A 23,408-nucleotide genomic window follows, 5' to 3' on the forward strand; every position below is an offset into this window, starting at 1 on the left:
AAATCAATTAAGCTCCAGTAAAACAGGGCAATGATCAGAGTGGACGGCATCGGGTAAAATACGTACATTTTTTAAGCTGTTTTCCATTTCACGCGTAGCTAAATGATAATCTATGCGCCAGCCTAAGTTCTTTCCTCTTGAACCTGCACGGTAACTCCACCAGGTATAATGATGTGGATCTTGGTTAAAATGTCTGAATGAATCGATAAAGCCGTTATTGATAAAAATCTCCATCCACTCACGTTCTTCAGGTAAGAAACCAGACGAGTTGGCATTTGATTTTGGATTATGAATATCTATAGGTTTGTGACAAATATTATAATCGCCAGAGATAATCAAGTTAGGATATGCTTTGCGCAACTCATGGATGTAGTTGTTGAAGAAAGCCATAAACTCATATTTTTTAGCCTGTCTTTCATCTCCGCTAGAGCCAGAAGGCATATAAAGGCTCATCAAAGAAAAGGAGTCAAAATCTGCCCTCAATATTCTACCTTCTTTATCAATCCATTCTTCGCCACAACCATATTCTACATGATTAGGCTTTATTTTTGTTAAAATGGCTACACCGCTGTATCCTTTTTTTTCTGCAGCAAACCAGTAATGATGGTAACCTAATTGCTCAATAAGAGCAATAATATCAGGAATTTGCTCCTTTAAAGCCTTTACTTCCTGTAAACAGATCATATCAGCATCTGTGGCTTGCAACCAATTAAAAAGACCTTTTGTGGCAGCAGCACGAATGCCATTAACATTATATGATATAATTTTCATTTAAATCTTATTTAATCCTAACGCTTTTTCTAATTTTTTAGCTTCCCTCTTTTTTAAAACAGTAACGGTCATGGCTACATCTTCAACAGGCCTGTCGGCTTTTCCGGTTTTTACATCAGCAATGCGGTCAACCATATCCAAACCTTTTACGACCTCACCAAATACAGTATAATTTCTGTCTAAATGAGGTGTTCCACCAATGCTTTTATAAACTTCACGCTGATAATCCGGAATTTTGTGTTTCAATCTTTTCTGCTCTAACTGATCAAGCTGCTCGTCAGTAAATGTTTTTCCCTGAACAATATAGAACTGGCTGCCGCTCGAAGCTTTTTCCGGATTAACATTATCGCCTTCTCTGGCAGCAGCAAGTACACCTTTTTTATGGAATAAGCTGTCTCTGACTTCTGCCGGAATGGTATATTTTGGGCCTCCGTTACCTAAAAGAGAATCTGGATGGGCATTTTTTGAAGTGGGATCTCCACCTTGTATCATAAAACTTTTGATTACCCGGTGAAATAATGATCCGTTAAAATAGCCCTGTTTTGCCAGTTTAATAAAATTATCCCGGTGCAAAGGCGTTTCGTTATATAGCATAATGATACACTCTCCCTTTTCTGTTGTAATCTTTATGTACTGATGTTTAGGTTTTGCAGCAAAGGCATTAAGGCACAGAAATGTAAAAAAAAGAGCTAAAAATCTTTTCATAATGTGGTTTATTAGTAATCTTGCTAAGATATTTAAAATTTTTGAGCCTTGGTGGCTGTGTCGCATTTTAAGGTTTAAAAAAAAATATTTTACATTTGTATTTAATGAGGTTCAACCGAAAAATAGCTTTTAGTCTCTGTGTCTTTTACATTGTAAGTGTATTGGGCCTGGCTTTGAGTATGCATTTTTGCGGAGGCAAATTAGCATCGGTTGATCTTTTCGCAAATGAAACGGCTTGCGGAATTTGCAAAAATGAGCCGGTAAACAAAGCAGATAACAAATGCTGTAAAAATACCCAGGTAGATCTAAAAGTAAAAGACAGCCATCAAATGGCGGGTGCAATTAAACTACCAAAGGTTTTTTCGGTAGATGTGGCCTTACCTTTCCCGGTAATCACAAATGTTGCCAAAATTGACCAGCCGGTTTTAACGCATTTCTTTAATAAAGCACCTCCCGAACCTCCAAAGCTTGGGTTATATGTGCTTAACCGTGTTTTCAGAATTTAGGATTTATACCGTGAACAAAAGTTTGCGGAAGAAATTTTATCAAATAAAATTTATAAATCTTAAAAATAGAAAATCATGAAATCATTAAAAGTTATTTTAAGCTTTTTGGTGCTTTTTGCTATAAATAAAGTATCAGCTCAGCAAGTTTCTAAAGTTGAATTACAAGCTACAGGTTTAACCTGTTCAATGTGTTCGCAGGCTACAGAAAAATCTATCAGATCATTATCGTATGTGGGCGATGTTCAGCCAGACCTGAACAAGAATGTTTTTGTAATCACATTTAAAAAAGACGCAGAAGTAAATTTTGACGACCTGAGTAAAAAAGTTATCGATGCCGGCTTTTCTGTTGGAAAACTGGATGCAACAATTGACTTTGATAATGCAAAAGTTGATTCAAAAGGACAAACGGTGGTAAATGGCAAAGTTTATCGCTTTGTAAATGCCAAAGACAAAACGCTTAGCGGTCCAACAAAGGTTACGGTAATTGATAAAAACTTTGTTTCTAACGGTACGTTCAAACAAAAATCAAAAGAGTTAAAATTAGATACTTACGCAACAGGAACAAGTGTAATAAATGGCAAAAAAACCAGGGTTTACCATTTAAGCATTTAATAGCGAATGAGAAAAGGAATATTGATATTGCTGGTGGCTTTATTAACAAGCCTTTCGGCAATTGCACAAGAACTGTATATTTATTCTGAACCTGCAAGCAACATGCCTAAAAAATCTATTGGTGTACGTTTAACTACAGAGGGCACAATAAACCCTAAATTTACCAATAGAATAATGCCTGAAGTGATGTTTGGGTTAAACAAAAATTTGATGTTCCATTTACAGGGTTTTGCTTCTGATACAAAAGGTAAATACGCTGTTGAGGGCGGAAGTGTGTATGCAAAATATCGCTTCTTATCTTTAGATGAGGCACAAAGCCATTTTAGAGGTGCTGTATTTGGAAGAGTAAGTACAAGTAATTTGCCTATAGCAACAGAAGACATCAATTTGGAGGGAGACAACTCAGGATGGCAGGCAGGGGTTATATTTACGCAATTGTTGCATAAATTGGCCCTCTCGGGTACTGTGGGCTATAACCAGGCTTTTAATGTAAAAAGTAAGCAGGTGGCAGGTATGCCTTCTCCAGATAAAATGATAAACTACAGTTTGTCTTCAGGTTATCTGCTGTTGCCTTTTGTCTATAAAAACTATCAGCAGCCAAACTTTAACCTTTATTTTGAGGTTTTAGGAAAAACCAATCCCGAAAACGGAAATTCTTATCTTGATTTTGCTCCGGCCGTTCAGTTTATTTTTAACAGCCGTACCCGCATAGATTTGGGATACAGATTTCAGGTAGCAGGAGATATGCAAAACAGATATTTAAAGAATATGTATTTAGCCCGTTTGGAGCTAAACTTCTTTAACGTATTAAAATAAAAATGAATAAAACACAAAAACAGAAAAGAAAAGCATGAAAAAGATATTTTATTTAGTAGCCCTGTTTGTAATTACAGGCTTAAATGTAAATGCACAGAGTGTAGGTGCAAAAAGAGAATTTAACAATGCACTTAAAGCATATTTTGAAACCAAAAATGCTTTAACTAAAGATAATGCGACAGAAGCAGGTGCCGGTGCGCAAAAACTGTTAACAGTGGTTAATGAATTTCCAGTAAAAACATTAAGCGCTACTCAACAAGCAGACTGGAATAAAGTAAACGGAGAGCTGAAAAAATCTCTACAGCCGATGTTAGCAGAAACAGATTTAAAAGCACAAAGAAAAAACTTTGATGGCGTAGCATCTTCGATGATTAAACTGGTTAAAAACCTTAATTTAAACAACGAAGAGGTTTATGTGCAATATTGTCCTATGGCTAAAAAAAGCTGGTTGAATGAGGTAAAACCAGTTCAAAATCCATTCTTTGGAAGCAAAATGTTTGACTGTGGAGAAGTAACAGAAACCATAGCTAAAAAATAAGATGAAGCTGCATATCAAAAATATGGTATGCGACCGCTGTAAAATGGTGGTTAAGGCCGAGCTGGAAAGTATCGGCCTTAACCCTGTTGATATTGAATTGGGTGAGGTGACTTTGCTGGATAAAACCATAGGTGATGAGCAGCTGGAAAAAGTAAGGTCAGCCTTAGCCGGAGTGGGTTTTGAGCTTTTAGAAGACCGGGCCAAAGTCATTACGGAAAAAATCAAGACCTTAATCATAGATTTGGTTCACCATACAGTAGAGCCGCTCAAGGTTAATTTATCGAGCTATTTGAGCGATAAATTAGGTACTGATTACTCGCAGCTGAGTTCCCTGTTCTCTAATACGGCCAAAATTACCATTGAACATTATTATATCAGACAAAAAATTGAACGGGTAAAAGAACTTTTAGCGTATAATGAGTTAACTTTAAGTGAAATTGCTTTTCAACTTAATTATAGTAGTGTGGCACATCTTTCGGCCCAGTTTAAAAAAGAAACGGGTTTAACACCTTCGCAGTTTAAAAGCAGTAGTGAGCGTAATACCATAGATAAGATTTGATTTCTTATCATACATCAATGACCGGGTAAAACCAACATTGTACTTTTGCATGATTAAGATAAATAAAGAAGAAAAATTAAAAACCCTAAAAATACCATTTTATGAAAAAATTATTTCTATTCTTAATTGCGGCTACATTTAGCGTTGCTGCATTTGCACAAACTAAATGGACTACAGATCCCATGCATTCATTCGTGAACTTCTCAGTAAAACACTCGGGAATATCTCTGGTAAATGGATCTTTTAAAAAATTTAACGGAGAGTTTACCTCTGATAAAGCTGATTTCACTGATGCAAAAGTTTCTTTTACAGTAGAAGTAGCCAGCGTAAGTACAAGCGTTGAGATGAGAGATAATCACCTAAAAACTGATGATTTCTTTAACGCAGAGAAATATCCTAAAATGACCTTTGAAAGTACATCTATGAAAAAGCTTAAAGGTAATGAATATGAGCTTAACGGTAAATTAACTATTAGGGATGTAACTAAAGATGTAACGTTTAAAGTTACTTACGGTGGAGAAGTGAAAGACCAGAGAGGAAATGTAAAAGTAGGGTTTGCTGCAACAACTACGATTAACCGTTTAGATTACAACATAAAATATGACCCTACAGGTACAGGGGTAGCAAAAGATGTAGATATTACTTTAAACCTACAGTTTGTAAAATCTAAATAATAACATAAAAATTAATTAGATATAAGCTTGTTAGGTTTACTTAACAAGCTTATTTTTTTTGAGGGGATGAGATATGGAAACCTTAAATCAGTTTAAAAACTTTACGCAAAATCTAGCAAAAACAGATACAATGCCGGTTTTGTTTATGGGGCATGGTTCGCCTATGAACGGTATTGAAAATAATGAATTCAGCGCCAATTGGGCCAATGCAGCGCAAGGAATAGAAAAACCCGCTGCGGTATTGGTAATTTCTGCGCATTGGTTTACCAGGGGCACTAAGATAACAGCAATGGATTTCCCGTCTACCATACACGATTTTGGAGGTTTCCCGCAAGCTTTATTCGATGTGCAGTATCCTGCTCCCGGAAACCCTATTTTAGCTCGCGAAACGGCAGAATTACTAACTTCTGCCCATGTAGAACTAGATCACGATTGGGGATTGGATCATGGTGCCTGGACAGTGGTTCGTCATATGTATCCAGAAGCAAATATTCCCGTTTTGCAGTTGAGTATCGATTTTACACAAGGTCCAGCCTATCATTATAATTTAGCCAAAGAACTTATAGCATTGCGTAAAAAGGGCGTATTGATATTAGGTAGTGGAAACATTGTTCACAATTTAAGGATGATGAGCTGGGAAATGATCCATGGCGGCGGATACGACTGGGCTATAGAAGCAAGTCATCGCTTTAAAAAAGCAATCATAAATCGTGATCATCAAACTTTAATCAATTATCAGAATATGGGGAGCGAGGCTCGTCTGGCGGTACCAACACCTGAGCATTATTTACCATTGATCTACAGTCTTGCGCTACAAGGAGAAAAAGAAAACACATTGCTTTTTAACGATAAAGAAGTAGGAGGTTCTTTAACTATGACCTCGGTTTTAATCGCTTAAAAGATTTAACTTAAAGTCTATTTTTCTGAAACAGCATAAAATTTTATAAACTTTTATGCTTAATGTATAACAACCTGCCCTGTGTGTTGTAATAACTTTGTATATCAAAATTATTGATCATGAAACATACTTATAACGTAACAGGCATGACCTGTTCTGGCTGTGAAAATGCCGTGAAAACCAAATTAATGGCTATCCCTGAAATTACAGAAGTTATCCCTTCAAAAGACACCAATACCGCTGTAATTACAATGGACAAACATGTGGCAACTGATAAACTTCAGGAAGCACTTGGAGGTGTAACCTCAAACTATCAGATCAGCGAACAAATTTAATTAAGGCTTATGCGTTATTTTCTGTTAGGTATTGCACTGCTATTGCAGATAGGCAATGTGGCTAAAGCACAAAAAGTGGTTAGATATGATTTATATGTAACCGATACCCTTGTTAACTATACAGGTAAGGTAAAAAGAGCGATAGCTGTAAATGGAAGCATCCCAATGCCAACACTAACCTTTACCGAGGGCGATACCGCAGAAATTTACGTACATAACAAACTTAAAGAAGAAACAGCTTTGCACTGGCACGGATTGTTTTTGCCCAACCAATATGATGGCGTTCCGTATTTAACACAAATGCCAATTAAACCCAATACAACTCATCTGTATCGTTTCCCTATCATTCAGAATGGAACCTACTGGTACCATAGCCATAGTGGTTTTCAAGAACAGATTGGCATGTACGGCGCTATGATTCTCAATAAAAAGCATGAACCTTCCATCAAAACACTTCCAGTTGTATTAAGTGAATGGGCAGATATGAAGCCCGAAGAGATTGACAGGAGCTTGCACAATGCTTCAGATTGGTTTGCCATTAAAAAAGGGACAACACAGAGTTACGCAGAAGCGATAAGAGCAGGTCATTTGGGTACTAAGATTACAAATGAATGGAAACGAATGACCGCCATGGATGTAAGTGATGTGTACTATGACAGGTTTTTGGTTAACGGAAAACCTAGCTCAGAATATAAGAACCTAAAAGCGGGAGATAAAATAAAATTGAGGATTGCAAACGCTGGTGCTTCTTCCTATTTCTGGTTAAATTATGCCGGAGGCAAAATCAGAGTGATTGCAAATGATGGCAATGATGTGGTTCCTGTTGAGGTTGACCGACTTTTAATCGCAGTTTCTGAAACCTATGATGTAGAACTTACTATTCCTGAGAACAAAAGCTATGAATTTCTGGTAACGCCTGAAGACAGAACAAAACATGCTTCTTTATGGCTGGGCTCGGGAGAAAAGGTTGAGGCTGTAAAAATGCCTAAGCTGAAATATTTTGAAGGCATGAAGATGATGAATGATATGATGGATACGAAGGGCAATATCATAGAGATGAAAGGTATGAAAATGCAGAATCAAGTTATGGACATGAATACGGTAATGTATCCTGAAGCAGAAGGAGAGATGCCGATAACGCTGAATTATGACATGCTGAAATCTCCCGAAGAAACAACCTTGCCCAAGGGGCCGGTAAAAGAACTTAGTTTTGAATTGACAGGGAACATGAGCCGTTATGTGTGGACCATAGATAATAAAACTGTTTCAGAAACAGATCGTATCCTGATTAAAAAAGGAGAAAATGTACGCATCATTTTATACAATAATAGCATGATGCGACACCCTATGCACTTACATGGGCATGATTTCAGGCTGTTAAACAAGCAAGGTAAAAATGCACCATTAAAAAATGTATTGGATATTATGCCAATGGAACGAGATACCATTGAATTTGCCGCCAATACCAGTGGCGATTGGTTCTTCCATTGCCATATATTGTACCATATGATGAGTGGTATGGGCAGAATTTTCAGTTATGAGAACTCACCTAAAAATCCGGAGATACCTGACCCTAAATACGCCCAACGTAAATTGTATGCAGACGATAGGATGTTTCATTTTATGGCAGAGAATGATTTTGCAAGCAATGGAAATGACGGTATGGCCATGCTGGCTAATACCCGCTGGAATTTGACAACAGAATGGCGTTTAGGCTATAACAATATGCATGGCTATGAAGTTGAAACACATTTTGGAAGATATGTTGACCGCATGCAATGGTTTATGCCTTTCATAGGGTTCGACTGGAGATACCGTAAAATGGGTAAAGATGAGCACGAAAAGAATATTTTCGGACAAAAGAATACCAAAGACAGCCGGGCAATGTTTAGTGCTGGTTTTACTTACCTGCTGCCTATGCTTATACAGGCGCAGGCAGAAGTTTACCATGACGGAACACTAAGATTGCAGTTTATGAGAGAAGATATCCCAGTTTCAAAAAGATTAAGAGCAAGCATGATGTGGAATACAGATAAGGAGTATATGGGCGGATTAAAATTTATTGCTACCAGGAATTTGGCCATATCTTCGCATTATGACAGCGATATGGGCTTTGGAGCAGGAATCACCTTAAGTTATTAATTCTTACCAGACTTGGAAGCGAAAAAAACTAATGTTTTCGCTTATAAGGAAAGGTTATTTTTAGCGTTTTTCCATTATTATCAGGCCCTTCAATCCAGGCCAGTAAAGATTCTTTTCCTTGATCTTGGTAACAGATTTTTTGAGGAAAATCGTGGGCTTTATTTTCAAAAGAGAAAGTCTTCTGGACAAAAGACACCAGTTTAAAATTGGTGCTGCCCTCGTTACCAGCTTCATATCCGGTAACACACAGATGCCATATGTTATTAATTTTTTTCAATATCATGGACTCGGTTAATTTACCTTCATTTTTATAGTTATATTGATAAGATTCTCCAATTAAGCTATCACCCTGTATTTTCCAATTTTCAAGAACTTTTCCTTTTTTATTTTCGAGCTTCCATGAACCTATTAGAAACTTAAAATCATTGGTTTTTTGAGCTATGCAGTTAATAGCGCAAAAACAGATCACAAAGAATAAAACCAGTCTTTTCATGCTTAAATAATTCTTTTTAATAAGTTCAATATACGTCCTTTTCCCTCGTAAGGAGGATATACCAGGGAGCTAAAATCAATTTTTGATTGTATAACCACAGCCCTCTCATGAGAAAAACTCTTAAAGCCGAAAAAACCATGACTGCTGCCAAGCCCACTATGATTTACTCCACCAAAAGGAAGCTTAGGGTTTGCAATATGAATCAGGACGTCGTTTACACATGCACCACCAGAAGAAGTACTGCGTAAAATATCCTTAATGTTTTTCTTACTTTGGCTAAAGATATACAAGGCCAGAGGCTTTGGCTTTTGGTTAATAATATCAATTGCTTCATTTAAATCCTTGTAAGTCAGTATAGGTAATACAGGGCCAAATATTTCTTCGGTCATTACGGCTGATTTGGGTGCTACCTGACGAAGAACCACCGGATTAATCACTTGGGCTTTCTCATCAAATTTCCCTCCCAGATCTATCCGCGCACCTTCTGTTATAGCCTGATCTACAAGGGTCTTTAAACGATTAAAATGAAATTTATTTACAATTTTGCCATAAGAAGAAGGATTGATTTTCTCATCGCCCATAAAGAACATCTCTTGAACAAAGTCTTTATACAATCCTATAAATTCATCAGCATTTTGTTCATGTATCAATACATAATCAGGCGCAATACAGGTTTGCCCGCAATTAACCAATTTACCCCAGGCAATTTTTTGAGCTGCTTTTCTAAGATCGGCAGTAGAATCAATTATAGCAGGTGACTTACCACCCAATTCAAGTGTTACCGAACTTAAATTTTTAGCTGCGGCCTCCATTACAATTTTTCCTACGCTTGTACTGCCTGTAAAGAAGATATGATCAAAAGGTAAAGCCAATAGCTGGGTAGCAGTATCTTTATCGCCCTCGATACAGGAAACTTCTTCTTCACAAAAAATACTGCCAATAATCTTGCCGATGATATGACTTGTTGCCGGGCTCAGTTCTGAAGGCTTAATAATTGTGCAATTACCGGCGGCAATACTTGAGATTAAGGGAGCCATCACCAATTGAAAAGGATAATTCCACGGCGACAAGATCAGGCACACACCCTTAGGTTCATAGTAAATTCTGTTTTTGGCAAAGGGATTACTCAACGTTTTACCCATCCGTTTAGGATGCATCCAGCTTTTCAGGTTTTTAATGGCAAAATCTATTTCTCCGTTAATTAAAATGACTTCAGTAACTGCCGCCTCAAAAGAACTTTTCCCTAAATCTTTTCTTAAAGCGTCGTAAATCTGTCTCTCATGCTTCCTGATGCTCTCTTTTAACGTTTTTAGTTTATGTATTCGTTGTAGTGCTGTAGTTTTTTTGACCGCAGGATGATGCTTTTTTTGCTGCTCAAAAATCAAATTTGCTCTTGAGTTCATGTGGCATTTGATGTGGGCCTTAGTTAAATATAGTTAAACCCGGTTAATTTTTATTAAAAATACATTTAAATGCTGCATCTTGCAACCAAAATAAAGATAAAATGAAAAAACTGTTCGTTTTTACGTTGATTTTGTTTTTCACTTTTAAAGTGTTTGCCCAGACCCAAAAAACAGATGTTCTGGTAATTGGTAACAACAACGCCGCTGTATCGGCGGCAATACAAGCTGTTCAGTCTGATGTAAAAGTTATCTTGCTTTTGCAGGCCGGAGGCTTTGATATTGAACCTGTTGTTAAAGATATTAACTCGGGGATACAGCTTAATTTTGTAAATAAACTGGCTACTAAAGAGAACTTTAATAAACAAGAGGCTAACGCTGCATTGACTCAAATGACAGACAGCCTGAAAAAATTAACGGTAATCAAAAATGTAAGTTGGATAAAAGCAGGTAAATCTGGTAATGGCTGGAGCCTTACATTGTCTAATGGACAAAGCATTAAGGCCAAAATTCTAATTAATACAGCCGATATAAAACTTAATAATACATTAAAGATTAATGCAGCAGAATCTCAAATTTGGCAACAGGTAGATTATTTAAATAATATTTACAGAACAAGCGTGGCTGGGGGCAAAACAATGAATAACAGCAATATAACGCAGGCCTCGCTATATCGCTTTTTAATTCCTCAGCAGGAAAGTTTTTTATGGCTTACAGATAACAGTATGTTAAGCGGACAAGCTGCTGGAGCTATAGCGGCCTATAGTGCCTTTTTTAATGTAAAATTGTCGCTGGTAGATGTAAAGAAAATACAGGGTGAGCTCATTAAATTTAAATTGAATCTTATTCCCTTTGCAGATATTCAGACCAGTAATCCCAATTGGGCGGCCATACAAAAAACAGGTGTAATGGGTATAATTAAAGGACAGGTTCAAAATGATCAGCTTTATTTTATGCCTGAAAAAGAAATTACAACAGAGGAGATAAAGCAGCCGTTAAAAGATCATTTTTACAAAGCTCAGATCTGGTTTGATGATCATACAAAACCTTCTCTTTCTTTAAATGATGCGCTTGATCTGGTTTGTTATACGGGAAATAAATCAAAAGAAACAACAGAAAAAGAAGTACAAAAGAAGTGGAAAACCACATATGCCTTTAAAACAGATTTTGATTTGAATAAAATAGTTACCCGACAGGAATTAGCGGTATTATTGCAAGATTATACTTCTCCGTTTCTGGTAAATACCGATAAAGAGGGCAATATTCAGCGCTAAAATCTTTAAATGTAACATTTGTAAAATCTTAAATGTGTTTAGGTTGGCAGAATGCAATTTTTAAATAACTTGCATAAAATAATCCTAAACACGATGAAAAAATATTTATCTCTCTTTTTATTGTTTGGCTCTGCGGTACATGCACAACTTGCACCATTAACCGTAAGCAAAATTATGCGGGATCCCAAATGGATGGGAACTTCTCCTGAAAATTATACATGGTCTGCCGACAGTAAAACGGTTTATTTTAACTGGAACCCAGAGAACAAAGATAAAATACAACCTTATAAAGTCAGTATCTCAAATAATAAGATAGATAAAGCCGAAGATAAAGAAGCAGACAAAGCTGCTCCTATAAACTATGTTTATAATAAAGATCGTTCTTTAGGTTTATTGGAAAAGGGAGGAGATATCTATCTTTTTAACTTTAAAAGCAATAAAGAAATCCGTTTAACCAATACACTAGACCGCGAAAACGGAGCCCGGTTTCTATTTAATAACGATGTGGTTTACCAACGCGGAGATAACCTGTTCCTGCAAAATTTAGCTACAGGCGAATTAAAGCAACTAACCAACTTTGTTAAGGGTAAACCTAACAATCAGCCAATGTCAAGAGTGGTTCCATCACAACAAGATACCTGGTTACGCAATGAACAAATGTCTTTATTTGATGTGTTGAAAAGCCGGAATGCATCGGGAGCCAACAGGCCAAGATTTGGCGGCAGAGGAGGCGCATTTAACAGCGGAGAACAACGGACTATTAAACCAGTTTACCTCGAAGATAGTTTCTTGTCGGGCGTAGTAGCAAGCCCTGATGCTCATTATGTAAGTTACCGTCTTATAATCCCGGCAACCAACAATAAAAATACAATTGTTCCTAACTATGTAACCGCTTCGGGTTATACCGAAGATATTAACGGACGTACCAAAGTGGGTGAAACCCTTTCTACCTACAAAACATTTTTGTATGACGTAATTAGAGATACGCTGTATGCAATAAACACCTCGCAAATACCAGGTATTAAAGACTTGCCTGATTATGTGAAAGATTATCCTAAAGAATTAGAAGAGCGTACCAAAAAGAACGAAGACCGAAAAGTTAATTTAGGTGTTGCTAACTGGAATGAAACAGGAACTTTTGCCGTAATTACAGCAAGATCTCAGGATAATAAAGATTTCTGGATATTAAAACTGGATCCGGCAACTGGTAATGTAAGTTTAATCGACCGACAGCGTGATGAAGCCTGGATTGGTGGTCCGGGTGTAGGGCGTGACGTACAATGGATCGATAACAACCGCTTTTATTTCCAGAGCGAAGCTACTGGTTACTCGCATTTATATGTTTACAATATTGCTACTGGCGATAAAAAACAATTGACCTCTGGTAAATGGGAGGTACAACGCGTGCAATTGTCAAAAGATAAAAGCACATTCTATATTTCGGCCAATAGAGAGCATCCGGGCATAACTCATTTTTATAAAATGAGCGTAAACGGCGGAGATTTGGTTCAGATTACTTCCATGAAAGGTGGCAATGAGATTACGCTTTCACCTGATGAAAAATGGTTGGCTATCAATTATTCTTACATGAATAAACCATGGGAACTGTATATACAAGCCAATAAACCAGGCGCTAAGGCAGTACAGGTTACTAAATCAACCTCAACAGAGTTTGACAGTTATAAATGGCGAGAACCGGTTATGGAGGTGTTCAAAAACCGTTATGGCGCAGATGTTTACGCAAGAGTTTATCCAGCTTCAAATCCTCATCCAAATAAACCTGCAGTGGTTTTTGTACATGGTGCGGGTTATCTTCAAAATGTTCACTACTGGTGGAGCCAATACTTTAGAGAATATATGTTTAATAACCTGTTAGCCGATAATGGTTATACCGTAATCGACATTGACTATACGGCAAGTTCAGGATATGGAAGAGACCACCGTACAGGTATATACAGACATATGGGAGGGAAAGACCTTACCGATCAGGCAGATGGCGTTAAACTATTGATTGATAAATATGGGGTTAATCCTAAAAATGTTGGTATTTATGGCGGATCATATGGCGGTTTCATTACTTTAATGGCTTTATTTAATCAAAACGATGTATTCAGAGCCGGAGCAGCATTGAGATCGGTAACAGATTGGGCACATTATAATCATGGTTATACCGCAAATATTCTGAATGAACCTTACAATGACCCTAATGCTTATAAATTAAGTTCTCCAATCTACTTTGCAGATAAACTAAAGGGAGATTTATTGATGTTACACGGTATGGTTGATGTAAACGTACATTTCCAGGACATTGTACGTTTGTCGCAAAGATTAATAGAGTTGGGTAAAGATAATTGGGAACTGGCCGTATATCCGGTAGAAGACCACGGTTTTGTGGAACCAAGTAGCTGGACAGATGAATATAAACGTATTTTCAAACTATTTGAAACCACATTGAAAAAATAAAATAATAACACTCATAGAGGGCGTCTAACTAATCGTCATGCTAATCCTGTTTCAGGGTTTTAGAATATAAAATGACGATAGAAGTTTAGACGCTTTCTTTTTGCTTTTCTGCTATACTCCTTTCTCCAATTCTTGTCTTCTTTATATACCCTTTTGTTAACTTTCGTAGTTTACAGTACGTTAAAAAGGAGCTTGAAATAGCGATTTCCTTCATATTTAAGCCCGAATAGTATTATAAACATAAACTAATTTGTTTTTCTCAACATATAGGTTTTCTCTATAGAAGTATAGTAAATAGTGATTACAATCAGCTTGTTAGGCATGCTTATTAAGCGTACCTTTGTGTATCGAAAATTTTAAACATTATAATAATATGAGTTTAGTAGGTAAAAAATTTCCAAGTATCGCTGTTGATGCAATGTCTGAAATGGGTGACAATTTAAAGATCAATATCTTTGAAGAAGCAGTAAAAAATAACAGTAAAGTATTGTTATTCTGGTATCCAAAAGACTTTACTTTTGTATGTCCTACAGAATTACACGCTTTTCAAGCAGCATTACCTGAATTTAAATCAAGAAATACAATTGTTATCGGTGCATCTTGCGATAGCAACGAAGTACACTTTGCCTGGTTAAATACACCAAAAGATAATGGTGGTATAGAAGGCGTTACTTATCCTCTTTTAGCTGATACACACAGACAATTATCTAACATTTTAGGTATTTTAGATCAGGAAGTTGAGTACGATGAAGAAGGAAATGAAACTTACCATGGTTCAAACGTTTCTTACCGTGCAACATACCTGATTGATGAGACAGGAAAAGTTTTCCACGAAAGCGTAAACGATATGCCTGTAGGCAGAAATGTAAAAGAGTACTTACGTTTAATTGATGCTTATGCACACGTTCAGACTCATGGTGAAGTTTGTCCTGCAAACTGGGAAGAAGGTAAAACAGCGATGAATGCCGATAGAGCTGGTGTTGCTGCTTACTTAAGTGCTAACTAATAAATTAAGGAGTTTTATGTTTTTAGAATTAACAGCTGATAACCTGCAGCAATACGTTGCTGAAAATCAGAAAGTCATGGTTCAATATGCCGCAACATGGTGTGGTAATTGCAGAATTATGAAACCTAAGTTTAAAAAACTGGCTTCAGAAAATGAAGACGTTGCTTTCTTGATTGTTGATGCTGAGAAATTTCCGGAATCAAGAAAACTGGCAAAGGTTGATAATCTGCCTACTTTTGCTGCATTTGAAAATGGTTCTTTGGTAGAGCAGGTGCAGACCAATAAAGCAGAGGTTTTAACCCAGCTTTTTGATAAAATAAAATAAGAAAACCAGGGTGCTTCTCATAAGATCTGCACCCTAAAAATAAACAAAAATGAAAGTTCCAATCATTAGACAATTGTTCGAGAATGTTGCGCCAGAAAAATTAGAAGCTACATTGGAGGTTCTAGAAGCTTTTTGTGAGTTTAGAGGTGTACATGATTCGGAAGTTGATGTAGCCGGAGAGCTGATCACAAATATTTGTGGAGCACTAGAGGTACATGGACAGGTTAAAAATGGTGTTGCAGAAAGAGAAGCATTAAATGCGTTTTCGCAAAAAGTTTTAGGTTCTATAGACAGATAGAATTTAGAAGATCAATAAAAAAGGGAGCATTTGCTCCCTTTTTTATTACATGTATTTTTTGTAGAGATTGTATAAAACGCTTTTATCATAATCGGTTAGCGTTTGAGTAATATCTGTTTGAATAAAGTGAATTTTAAAGGCTTCTATGGCATAGTTCAGCTTTCTTACATCATAACCTATAATTCTAAGCGCATTTGTGGTGTCAAAATCGGCAGGAGGGGTTTCTAATACATCATCAAACCATAAGCCATACCCTTTTTCAGCAAGTTTTTTCCAAGGAAAGTTTTTAGGGTCATTTTTTCGGCCCGGGGCAAAATCGGCATGACCTATAAAGTTGGCCGTAGGTATGCTGTATTTTTTCTTTAAACCAGCAAGTAAAGCACACAAACTATTGATTTGTGCATCTGTCCAAACATCAGTAGTACCATTATTATCCATTTCTATACCTATAGAACAAGAGTTCATGTCTGTAACATTTCCCCATTTACCAGCTCCAGCATGCTGAGCTCTCAGGTAATCGTTAACCATTTGTACTGCAGAACCATCACGGCTAACCACATAGTGTGCGCTTGTTCCTGTACGGGTAAGTGTAAACGTACGGATAGTTTGGGCCAATGAATCTTGAGCGGTATGGTGAATGATCACAAAATTAGGTTTTCTGATCCCCATATTGGTTGTTCCAACAAAATATTGGCTGGTATTTAAAGAATCGATATGCTGATTTTCAGGAGGAGTGGCTTTAATGATCTTACTGAAATTTTTTGCATTCTGTTTGTAAACTTTGTCTGTAGCGGCATATTTGCTAGTGCTGCAAGAGCCTATAAATAAAACTAAAGACAATCCGCTAACTGCTACGAGATTTCTCTTTAACAAGTTAAAAAAGGTGTTTTTGGTGAACATGAAAAGTTAATTGATAACGTAAAATTACTTGAACTATATTTTTTACTAATTTAGTGCATTAAAAATAAAAAATCAGCTACTAAATGAGTATTAAATTTATTGCAAAAATAATGTTAGGAGCAGTAGTGGCAGGATCTGTTGCGGCTTGCACGTCTTCAAATAACAATGCAGAACAGGCAAAAGACAAGCATAACCTGGATTCATTACAGGAGTATGTGGCCAATCGTTTACCTATTTACGAAAAGGTAAAGCTTACCACAGATCTGAATCTGCTTACCGCTAATGAGCGCAAAGTATTGCCTTTACTAATTCAGGCAGCAGAAATTATGGATAATCTGTTCTGGCAACAGGCATATCCGCAGAAAGATAGCTTGCTTGCTACTATTAAGGACGAAAAAACCCGAGAATTTTTGGTAATCAATTATGGCCCTTGGGACAGGTTGAACGGAGATAAACCTTTTGTATCGGGTATTGGTGAAAAACCTTTGGGCGGTACTTTTTACCCTTTGAATATGACCAAAGAAGAGTTGGAAAAATCTGATGTAAAAGATAAAGCCGGTCTTTATTCTGTGATCAGACGTGAAAACGGAAAATTGGTTTCTATTCCTTACCATACTTTTTACGCTACAGAATTGCAAAAAGCAAGTAGTTTGCTAAAACAAGCGGCATTATTGACTGAGGATGCAGGCTTTAAAAAATACCTGAATCTACGAGCAGATGCTTTGGTTAACGACGATTATACAGCGAGTGATTACGCTTGGTTGGATATGAAAACAAATGGTCTTGATATTATCATTGGTCCCATTGAAAACTATGAAGACAAGCTATTTAATGCCCGGGCATCCTTTGAAAGCTATGTTTTGGTTAAAGATAAGGAGTGGAGTAAAAAATTATCAAAATACGTAGCGATGCTGCCAGAGTTGCAAAAAGGACTTCCGGTAGATGCAAAATATAAAAAAGAAGTGCCGGGAACAGATTCAGAGCTAAATGCTTATGACGTAGTGTACTATGCTGGCGATTGTAATGCAGGATCAAAAACAATTGCAGTAAACCTGCCTAATGACGAAAAAATACAGCAGGAAAAAGGCACACGCCGTTCGCAGTTAAAAAATGCGATGAAGGCTAAATTTGATAAAATCTTGGTGCCTATAGCTAAAGAGCTGATAGATCCTGAACAGCAGCAATACATCAAGTTTGATTCTTTTTTTGCCAATGTGATGTTTCATGAGGTTGCACATGGTTTGGGAATTAAAAATACCGTAACAGGAAAAGGAACGGTAAGATCGGCATTGCAAGAACAATATTCATGGTTAGAAGAGGGAAAAGCAGATGTTTTAGGGCTATATATGGTTACAGGCTTACTTAAAAAAGGGGAGCTAAAAGGTGATATCAAAGAATATTATACTACCTATATGGCGGGAATATTAAGATCTGTGCGTTTTGGCGCATCAAGTGCACATGGAAAAGCCAATATGCAATGCTTTAACTTTTTTCAGGAAAAAGGCGCTTTTGAAAGAACTGCAAAGGGAACATATCGCGTGAATTTCGAGAAATTTGAAAAAGCAATGAATGATCTGGGTAATGTTATACTTACTTTACAGGGTAACGGAGATAAAGCTGCAGTAGAAAAAGCCCAGAAAGAAAAAGGTATTATCAAACCTGAACTTCAGGCAGATTTAGATCGCTTAAGTAAAAAAGGAATACCTGTTGATGTGGTTTTTGAGCAAGGTGTAGATGTTTTGGGAATGAAATAAAGATAAAATTAAATAAATAAAAAGCCCCTTAAAGCAAAATTTAAGGGGCTTTTTTAATGGCTTTTGGATGCCAATACAGAAAAAATAAAAAAATCTTGTAACCTTTTGCTTTAAGCTTTCGTCTATAAGACAACAAACAAATGATAAGAGTAAACCTCTTTAATTGCTAAACTAAAATTTAAGGGAATGAAAAAAATACGCCTTTTAGGGTGCTGGAATTTTATTGCCTTAAATTTTATAAAAAATGAAACCATGAGAATATTTTACTTAGCCTTACTTTCTATTTTTTGTCTCAATGCGGCAAAAGCCCAGGTAAATGACAAGAAGACAACCATAAACGGGCATCTTACAGATGAACAACAGAAACCCTTGGAATATGCTACGGTAGGTTTGTTTAAAGCAGCAGACTCTTCGCTGGTAAAAACCGCATTTACTACTCCTGACGGTAAATTTCAGCTCTTAGCTATAAATGCTGGTTCTTATTACATAAAAGTAAATATGATGGGATATCAGCCTTATTTAGGGAAATCGTTTACTGTAGCCGATAATTTGCCGGTACTGAATATGAACGCAATAGCATTAAAACAGGTTGGCAATACGCTGAAAACTGTAAATGTTACCGCGGTAAAACCTCTTTTAGAGCGCAAAGCCGATAAATTGGTCATGAACGTTGAAAATAGTAGTACAGCTGTAGGATCTACCGCTTTTGAGGTATTGCAAAAAGCTCCTGGAGTAACCGTAGATCAAAATGAAAATATTACGATGCAAGGTAAACAAGGCGTATTAATTATGCTTGATGGTAAATCTACTTACATGAGCAATGCTGATGTGGCTAACTTGCTAAAAAATATGCAAAGCTCAGAGGTTGAGTCTATAGAGTTGATTACCAACCCTTCTTCAAAATACGATGCCGCAGGCAATGCAGGGATAATCAATATTAAAACCAAGCGTAATAAAAATGCTGGTGCTAATGGTAGTTTTAACGTTGGGGCGGGGTACGGCAAAAACTTTAGGATGAATACTGGCTTGAACCTTAATTATAGGAACAAGCATATCAATGTTTTTGGCAACTATAACTATGGAAATGTAAAGAGAGAGAACTTTTTATCTATAGACCGTATTGCAAACGGAACACCAAATGTATATTTCTCGCAAAACAGTACAACGGTAAGGACGAATAATAGCAATAATTTTAAAGCGGGTGTAGATTATTACATCGATAAAAACAATATCATTGGATTTTTAGCGACAGGATACCTAAATAGCGGTAAAGAGAATGGAGATGCCAATACCAATATGGGCAAATATTTTGGGCAGATAGATTCATTGCTTATATCAGATAGCAAGGAAAAACGTAAATACAATAACTTTGCTTATAATGTAAATTATAAATCGGTATTAGACACGATAGGGCAGGAAATTTCTGTTGACCTTGATTATTCGAACTATACAGGAGATAACTCTACTTATTACACCAATAGATACTTATATGCGGATCAAAGTTTTATCAGACCAATAAATTATATTAGGAATACTACGCCTTCTGATATTAAGATTAAAGCTTTTAAAGTTGATTATGCGTTGCCTTTAGGTAAAAGTGCAAAACTTGAAGCGGGTGTAAAAAGCAGTTGGGTAAAAACCGATAATAACCTAATTGCTGAAGAGTTAAAAAATGATAACTGGCAGAACGATGTGAGAAGAAGTAATCGTTTTGTTTATGACGAAAATGTGAATGCCGTTTATGCAAGCATTAATAAAGAATTTAAAGGTTTTAGCATACAGGCCGGATTACGTATGGAGCAAACCAACTCTAAAGGTAATCTTATCACGACTAATAATGTGGTAGAAAGAAGTTACTGGGACTTTTTCCCTACAGTGTATTTGCAGAAAACCATCAATAAAGATAATCAGTTAGGGCTTTCTTACGGAAGACGTGTAGATCGTCCGAGTTATGATGACCTGAATCCTTTTGTTTACTATCTGGATGAATATGCTTACAATAAAGGAAACCCCTTTTTAAATCCGCAGTACACACATAATATAGAGCTTAATTATACTTTCAAACAGAAATACCTTTTAACGGCTCATTACAGCAGAGTAAATGATGCAATTACACAAGTTTTATTACCTGATGAAGAGAAAAAAGCCCTTTACCAGACCAATGCCAATCTGGCAAAAAACATTGTGTACGGAGTTAACCTCTATGTTCCGGTAAAAATTGCTAAATGGTGGAACATGAACAATACTTTAAATACTTTTCACATCATCTTTGAATCGCCAAACTTGGGAGGAAAGAATTTAGAGAATAGAAAAACAGCAATGCAGTACCGTATGCAAAACAATTTCATCATTGTAGATGGCCTTACCGCAGAAACAATGGCCAATTACGAATCGCCGGTTGATTATGGAACGTTGAGCTTAAAATCAAGATATTCTTTTGATATAGGTTTTAGCAAAAGCCTGATGCAGAAGAAAGCCAGTTTAAGATTAGCGGTATCAGATTTGTTCAATATTTCAGAAAGCAACCTGAAAAGCGCATATCCAGGCTTAAGCTATGACCTTTACCAGAAAAATGAAAGCCGTGTGGTAAGATTGAGCTTTAACTACAGATTTGGTAAAAATGAAATTAAACCTGCACGCAGACGCACAACAGGTACAGAAGATGAACAGGGTAGAATGAAAAATTAAAAACCTTTAAAGCGAGAGGGTGTATAAATTGGTCAGTTCTAATGAAAGATTGATTTATACACCTTCTTTAAATATAGTTACTAAATAAATTACTTTCAGTTAAAAAAGATAATTAGGTTCTTAAGTAGCTATGAACCACTTCTTCTAGAATGTTGATGTCAAAAGGTTTAGATAAAAAGCTATCAGCACCAGCCTGTTCAGACAGCGATTTAATATCATTATTGGCCGAGAAATAAACCACAGGAATATTTTTAAGTAAAGGATTGCTTTTAAGTTTTTGGGTGGCTTCTATGCCTCCTATATCGGGCAACCAGTTATCCATAAAAATTAGATCTGGCATAAAATCAATAACCTGTTGTTCTATATCGTTTGAAGATTCGGATGTTCTTACTTCATACCCGGCATCTTCAAGAATGAATGTGCACAGCTCCAGAATATCAGAGTTGTCATCAAAAATAAATACTTTTTTAGCTTCCATGTTCATGCGGTGTTATCCAGAGCGTTTATGTTGTATATCATTTCCTCAATCGTTAATACCTTATCTATTTTAACCATATTTATGGCCTGTTGAGGCATGTAGGGTACCGTAGCAGAGTCGGGATTTTGAGCCCAAACCTCCCCTCCATATGCTCTCACCTGCTCCAGTCCGTTTACCCCATCGGCATTTGAACCCGAAAGCAGTAGGCAGACCAATCCTTGGGTAAAAACTTCTGCTGCGCTTTGAAAGACAACATCTATAGAGGGCCTTGAATAATTCACTTTTTCAGAATAGTCAAGCGAAAAACTTCCGTCTTTCTCAAACAAAAGATGATAGTCTGAAGGCGCGATATAAACGGTCCTCGGCAAAGGTTTTTCCTTTTCATCAACTTCCTTAACCCTAAGACCCGATTTTGATGCCAGAAGTTCGGTTAACAATGAATCGGTTCCCTTTTTGCGGTGTAAAACAATGATAATAGGAAAATTTATATCCACATTGAGCTTCGGTATAACGTTTAGCAGTACATCTAAACTACCTGCAGAGCCCCCTATAATTAATGCCGTACATTTTCCTTTCATTGTAATTTCCTCCATATCTTTTGATTTTGAACCCGCTCATACTTACGGGCAATAGAAGAAAAATCAATGGTTTCCTTTGTGCCTAAAGCTAAAAAGCAATTTTTTTCAAGGCTGGCATCAAAAAGTTGTAACACTTTATGTTGCAGATCCCGGTCAAAGTAAATAAATACATTACGACACAGAATAAGCTGAAATTCATTAAAAGAACGATCGGATACAAGGTTGTGGGTAGAAAAGATCATTTTTTTTCTTAGGTCGCGGTTAAATTTTACCAAATCGTAAGTAGCCGTATAATAAGAAGAAAAATCTTTTATCCCGCCAGATTCGATGTAATTTTTAGAATAGGTTTTCATTTGTGATAATGAAAAAATACCACTTTCAGCTTTTTCCAATACCAAAGGGTTAAGATCTGTAGCATAGATTAAAGATTTCTCCAAAAGATTTAGCTCTTTGAGTAAAATTGCAATAGAATAAGCTTCTTCACCTGTAGAGCAGCCTGCCAGCCATATTCGTATGAAAGGATAGGCAGCTAGTTTTGGAAAAATATCACTTCGTAAACACTTGTAAAATTTAGGATCTCTGAACATCTCAGTTACGTTTACCGTAATCTCTTCTACAAAGCGTTTAAAAAACTTTCTATCGTTAATAACCCTATTTCTCAGCTGTAAAAAGGTTTCAAATTTTTCTAAAGAAAAAATCCGCAGGATACGGCGTTTTATGGAAGCCCGGGCATATTCCGTAAAATCATAGCCATGATAATCCAGAATCTCTTCCAGTAGAGTCTCGATTTCCTGATCAGATATTTGATTCGCAATAATCACACTACAGGTATAATTTTAACAGCTCTATTAATTTATCTATGCTAACCGGTTTGGATATATAGCCAATTGCCCCGGCTTTTAAACATCTTTCCCTGTCGCCCGCCATAGCCTGCGCCGTTATAGCAATCACGGGAATGTTCTTTAACATTTCATCTGCTTTCATTTTTGCCATAGCCTCATAACCATCCATTTCCGGCATCATCATATCCATTAATACCAGAGCAATATCAGAATCGGTTTTGAGCAGTTTTAACCCTTCTACGGCAGAAGTTGTAGAAATACAGGTGTACTTTTTAGCTTTTAAAACAGCTGTGAGGGCAAAAATGTTTCTGCCATCATCGTCAATAATTAAGATTTTTTTCATAGAGATGCGA

At 36.6% G+C, this 23,408-nt stretch carries 25 protein-coding genes; 16 read left to right on the forward strand and 9 right to left on the reverse strand.

What is annotated here, in order from left to right:
- Positions 1-3: 3 nt before the first annotated feature.
- Together MMF97_RS03530 and MMF97_RS03535 are read right to left on the reverse strand one after the other, a co-directional pair.
- A complete protein-coding gene (locus MMF97_RS03530; RefSeq protein ID WP_243359227.1) occupies positions 4-771 on the reverse strand; it encodes an exodeoxyribonuclease III in 768 nt (255 codons plus the stop codon).
- Positions 772-1,476, reverse strand: a complete 705-nt coding sequence (locus MMF97_RS03535; protein ID WP_243359229.1) for a peptidylprolyl isomerase — start codon at positions 1,474-1,476, stop codon at positions 772-774.
- Positions 1,477-1,580: 104 nt separating this feature from the next.
- Between MMF97_RS03535 and MMF97_RS03540 the strand changes: the two genes are divergently transcribed.
- From MMF97_RS03540 to MMF97_RS03580, 9 genes are all read left to right on the forward strand, one after another.
- Positions 1,581-1,982 (forward strand): HYC_CC_PP family protein, encoded by a 402-nt coding sequence (locus MMF97_RS03540; RefSeq protein WP_243359232.1) that lies wholly within the window; start codon positions 1,581-1,583, stop codon positions 1,980-1,982.
- 75 nt (positions 1,983-2,057) lie between these two features.
- On the forward strand, positions 2,058-2,594 hold the full coding sequence (locus MMF97_RS03545; RefSeq protein WP_243359234.1) for a heavy-metal-associated domain-containing protein: 537 nt from the start codon (positions 2,058-2,060) through the stop codon (positions 2,592-2,594).
- A gap of 6 nt (positions 2,595-2,600) precedes the next feature.
- Positions 2,601-3,410, forward strand: a complete 810-nt coding sequence (locus MMF97_RS03550; protein ID WP_243359235.1) for a hypothetical protein — start codon at positions 2,601-2,603, stop codon at positions 3,408-3,410.
- 34 nt (positions 3,411-3,444) lie between these two features.
- Entirely contained in the window at positions 3,445-3,948 is a 504-nt protein-coding gene (locus tag MMF97_RS03555; RefSeq protein ID WP_243359237.1) for a DUF3347 domain-containing protein, read from the forward strand.
- A 1-nt stretch (position 3,949) separates the two neighbouring features.
- Positions 3,950-4,507 (forward strand): helix-turn-helix domain-containing protein, encoded by a 558-nt coding sequence (locus tag MMF97_RS03560; RefSeq protein WP_243359239.1) that lies wholly within the window; start codon positions 3,950-3,952, stop codon positions 4,505-4,507.
- Positions 4,508-4,608: 101 nt separating this feature from the next.
- The gene (locus tag MMF97_RS03565) at positions 4,609-5,181 is read left to right on the forward strand and encodes a YceI family protein (RefSeq protein ID WP_243359241.1); all 573 of its coding nucleotides are present in this window, start codon (positions 4,609-4,611) and stop codon (positions 5,179-5,181) included.
- 73 nt (positions 5,182-5,254) lie between these two features.
- Positions 5,255-6,079, forward strand: coding sequence for a 4,5-DOPA-extradiol-dioxygenase (gene ygiD, locus MMF97_RS03570; protein WP_243359243.1), 825 nt, complete (start codon positions 5,255-5,257; stop codon positions 6,077-6,079).
- Positions 6,080-6,198: 119 nt separating this feature from the next.
- On the forward strand, positions 6,199-6,414 hold the full coding sequence (locus MMF97_RS03575; RefSeq protein ID WP_243359245.1) for a heavy-metal-associated domain-containing protein: 216 nt from the start codon (positions 6,199-6,201) through the stop codon (positions 6,412-6,414).
- Positions 6,415-6,423: 9 nt separating this feature from the next.
- Positions 6,424-8,556, forward strand: coding sequence for a multicopper oxidase family protein (locus tag MMF97_RS03580; protein WP_243359246.1), 2,133 nt, complete (start codon positions 6,424-6,426; stop codon positions 8,554-8,556).
- A 28-nt stretch (positions 8,557-8,584) separates the two neighbouring features.
- On the opposite strand, the gene MMF97_RS03585 is transcribed toward MMF97_RS03580, so the two are convergent.
- Both MMF97_RS03585 and MMF97_RS03590 read right to left on the reverse strand, forming a co-directional pair.
- Positions 8,585-9,049: a DUF6265 family protein gene (locus MMF97_RS03585; RefSeq protein ID WP_243359248.1), complete on the reverse strand. Its 465-nt coding sequence runs from the start codon at positions 9,047-9,049 to the stop codon at positions 8,585-8,587.
- Positions 9,050-9,051: 2 nt separating this feature from the next.
- On the reverse strand, positions 9,052-10,452 hold the full coding sequence (locus MMF97_RS03590; RefSeq protein ID WP_243359253.1) for an aldehyde dehydrogenase family protein: 1,401 nt from the start codon (positions 10,450-10,452) through the stop codon (positions 9,052-9,054).
- A gap of 101 nt (positions 10,453-10,553) precedes the next feature.
- On the opposite strand from MMF97_RS03590, the gene MMF97_RS03595 reads away from it, so the two are divergent.
- From MMF97_RS03595 to MMF97_RS03615, 5 genes are all read left to right on the forward strand, one after another.
- Positions 10,554-11,723 carry a hypothetical protein gene (locus MMF97_RS03595; RefSeq protein WP_243359255.1) on the forward strand — a complete coding sequence of 390 codons (1,170 nt, stop codon included), beginning with the start codon at positions 10,554-10,556 and terminating at the stop codon, positions 11,721-11,723.
- A 93-nt stretch (positions 11,724-11,816) separates the two neighbouring features.
- Complete coding sequence (locus tag MMF97_RS03600) at positions 11,817-14,186, forward strand: S9 family peptidase (protein ID WP_243359258.1); 2,370 nt, start codon at positions 11,817-11,819, stop codon at positions 14,184-14,186.
- A 373-nt stretch (positions 14,187-14,559) separates the two neighbouring features.
- On the forward strand, positions 14,560-15,192 hold the full coding sequence (locus tag MMF97_RS03605; protein WP_243359260.1) for a peroxiredoxin: 633 nt from the start codon (positions 14,560-14,562) through the stop codon (positions 15,190-15,192).
- Between the two features lie 16 nt (positions 15,193-15,208).
- Complete coding sequence (locus MMF97_RS03610; protein WP_243359262.1) at positions 15,209-15,517, forward strand: thioredoxin family protein; 309 nt, start codon at positions 15,209-15,211, stop codon at positions 15,515-15,517.
- Positions 15,518-15,566: 49 nt separating this feature from the next.
- The gene (locus tag MMF97_RS03615; protein ID WP_243359263.1) at positions 15,567-15,815 is read left to right on the forward strand and encodes a DUF6952 family protein; all 249 of its coding nucleotides are present in this window, start codon (positions 15,567-15,569) and stop codon (positions 15,813-15,815) included.
- A gap of 45 nt (positions 15,816-15,860) precedes the next feature.
- Here the strand turns inward: MMF97_RS03615 and MMF97_RS03620 are convergent, their stop codons facing one another.
- Positions 15,861-16,715 (reverse strand): N-acetylmuramoyl-L-alanine amidase, encoded by an 855-nt coding sequence (locus tag MMF97_RS03620; RefSeq protein WP_243359266.1) that lies wholly within the window; start codon positions 16,713-16,715, stop codon positions 15,861-15,863.
- Positions 16,716-16,798: 83 nt separating this feature from the next.
- On the opposite strand from MMF97_RS03620, the gene MMF97_RS03625 reads away from it, so the two are divergent.
- Complete coding sequence (locus MMF97_RS03625) at positions 16,799-18,469, forward strand: dipeptidyl-peptidase 3 family protein (RefSeq protein WP_243359268.1); 1,671 nt, start codon at positions 16,799-16,801, stop codon at positions 18,467-18,469.
- Positions 18,470-18,721: 252 nt separating this feature from the next.
- Positions 18,722-21,157, forward strand: a complete 2,436-nt coding sequence (locus tag MMF97_RS03630) for a TonB-dependent receptor (protein ID WP_243359270.1) — start codon at positions 18,722-18,724, stop codon at positions 21,155-21,157.
- A 112-nt stretch (positions 21,158-21,269) separates the two neighbouring features.
- On the opposite strand, the gene MMF97_RS03635 is transcribed toward MMF97_RS03630, so the two are convergent.
- The 4 genes from MMF97_RS03635 to MMF97_RS03650 are packed head-to-tail and all read right to left on the reverse strand — an operon-like array spanning position 21,270 to position 23,398.
- The gene (locus MMF97_RS03635; RefSeq protein ID WP_243359272.1) at positions 21,270-21,635 is read right to left on the reverse strand and encodes a response regulator; all 366 of its coding nucleotides are present in this window, start codon (positions 21,633-21,635) and stop codon (positions 21,270-21,272) included.
- A 2-nt stretch (positions 21,636-21,637) separates the two neighbouring features.
- Positions 21,638-22,228 (reverse strand): chemotaxis protein CheB, encoded by a 591-nt coding sequence (locus tag MMF97_RS03640; protein ID WP_243359274.1) that lies wholly within the window; start codon positions 22,226-22,228, stop codon positions 21,638-21,640.
- Positions 22,210-23,034, reverse strand: a complete 825-nt coding sequence (locus MMF97_RS03645; protein WP_243359279.1) for a CheR family methyltransferase — start codon at positions 23,032-23,034, stop codon at positions 22,210-22,212. Before MMF97_RS03645 ends, MMF97_RS03640 begins: the two co-directional genes overlap by 19 nt.
- A gap of 1 nt (position 23,035) precedes the next feature.
- Complete coding sequence (locus MMF97_RS03650; protein ID WP_243359281.1) at positions 23,036-23,398, reverse strand: response regulator; 363 nt, start codon at positions 23,396-23,398, stop codon at positions 23,036-23,038.
- Positions 23,399-23,408 lie beyond the last annotated feature (10 nt).

Source organism: Pedobacter montanisoli (assembly GCF_022809115.1).
Lineage (GTDB): Bacteria > Bacteroidota > Bacteroidia > Sphingobacteriales > Sphingobacteriaceae > Pedobacter > Pedobacter montanisoli.

Coding starts and splice junctions, on each gene's coding strand:
- MMF97_RS03615 (WP_243359263.1), top strand. CDS start 15,567: ATGAAAGTTCCAATCATTAGACAATTGTTCGAGAATGTTGCGCCAGAA.
- ygiD (WP_243359243.1), top strand. CDS start 5,255: ATGGAAACCTTAAATCAGTTTAAAAACTTTACGCAAAATCTAGCAAAA.
- MMF97_RS03550 (WP_243359235.1), top strand. CDS start 2,601: ATGAGAAAAGGAATATTGATATTGCTGGTGGCTTTATTAACAAGCCTT.
- MMF97_RS03590 (WP_243359253.1), bottom strand. CDS start 10,452: ATGAACTCAAGAGCAAATTTGATTTTTGAGCAGCAAAAAAAGCATCAT.
- MMF97_RS03605 (WP_243359260.1), top strand. CDS start 14,560: ATGAGTTTAGTAGGTAAAAAATTTCCAAGTATCGCTGTTGATGCAATG.
- MMF97_RS03610 (WP_243359262.1), top strand. CDS start 15,209: ATGTTTTTAGAATTAACAGCTGATAACCTGCAGCAATACGTTGCTGAA.
- MMF97_RS03555 (WP_243359237.1), top strand. CDS start 3,445: ATGAAAAAGATATTTTATTTAGTAGCCCTGTTTGTAATTACAGGCTTA.
- MMF97_RS03565 (WP_243359241.1), top strand. CDS start 4,609: ATGAAAAAATTATTTCTATTCTTAATTGCGGCTACATTTAGCGTTGCT.
- MMF97_RS03650 (WP_243359281.1), bottom strand. CDS start 23,398: ATGAAAAAAATCTTAATTATTGACGATGATGGCAGAAACATTTTTGCC.
- MMF97_RS03530 (WP_243359227.1), bottom strand. CDS start 771: ATGAAAATTATATCATATAATGTTAATGGCATTCGTGCTGCTGCCACA.
- MMF97_RS03625 (WP_243359268.1), top strand. CDS start 16,799: ATGAGTATTAAATTTATTGCAAAAATAATGTTAGGAGCAGTAGTGGCA.
- MMF97_RS03540 (WP_243359232.1), top strand. CDS start 1,581: ATGAGGTTCAACCGAAAAATAGCTTTTAGTCTCTGTGTCTTTTACATT.
- MMF97_RS03620 (WP_243359266.1), bottom strand. CDS start 16,715: ATGTTCACCAAAAACACCTTTTTTAACTTGTTAAAGAGAAATCTCGTA.
- MMF97_RS03535 (WP_243359229.1), bottom strand. CDS start 1,476: ATGAAAAGATTTTTAGCTCTTTTTTTTACATTTCTGTGCCTTAATGCC.
- MMF97_RS03635 (WP_243359272.1), bottom strand. CDS start 21,635: ATGGAAGCTAAAAAAGTATTTATTTTTGATGACAACTCTGATATTCTG.
- MMF97_RS03595 (WP_243359255.1), top strand. CDS start 10,554: ATGAAAAAACTGTTCGTTTTTACGTTGATTTTGTTTTTCACTTTTAAA.
- MMF97_RS03585 (WP_243359248.1), bottom strand. CDS start 9,049: ATGAAAAGACTGGTTTTATTCTTTGTGATCTGTTTTTGCGCTATTAAC.
- MMF97_RS03600 (WP_243359258.1), top strand. CDS start 11,817: ATGAAAAAATATTTATCTCTCTTTTTATTGTTTGGCTCTGCGGTACAT.
- MMF97_RS03545 (WP_243359234.1), top strand. CDS start 2,058: ATGAAATCATTAAAAGTTATTTTAAGCTTTTTGGTGCTTTTTGCTATA.
- MMF97_RS03575 (WP_243359245.1), top strand. CDS start 6,199: ATGAAACATACTTATAACGTAACAGGCATGACCTGTTCTGGCTGTGAA.
- MMF97_RS03640 (WP_243359274.1), bottom strand. CDS start 22,228: ATGGAGGAAATTACAATGAAAGGAAAATGTACGGCATTAATTATAGGG.
- MMF97_RS03630 (WP_243359270.1), top strand. CDS start 18,722: ATGAGAATATTTTACTTAGCCTTACTTTCTATTTTTTGTCTCAATGCG.
- MMF97_RS03580 (WP_243359246.1), top strand. CDS start 6,424: ATGCGTTATTTTCTGTTAGGTATTGCACTGCTATTGCAGATAGGCAAT.
- MMF97_RS03560 (WP_243359239.1), top strand. CDS start 3,950: ATGAAGCTGCATATCAAAAATATGGTATGCGACCGCTGTAAAATGGTG.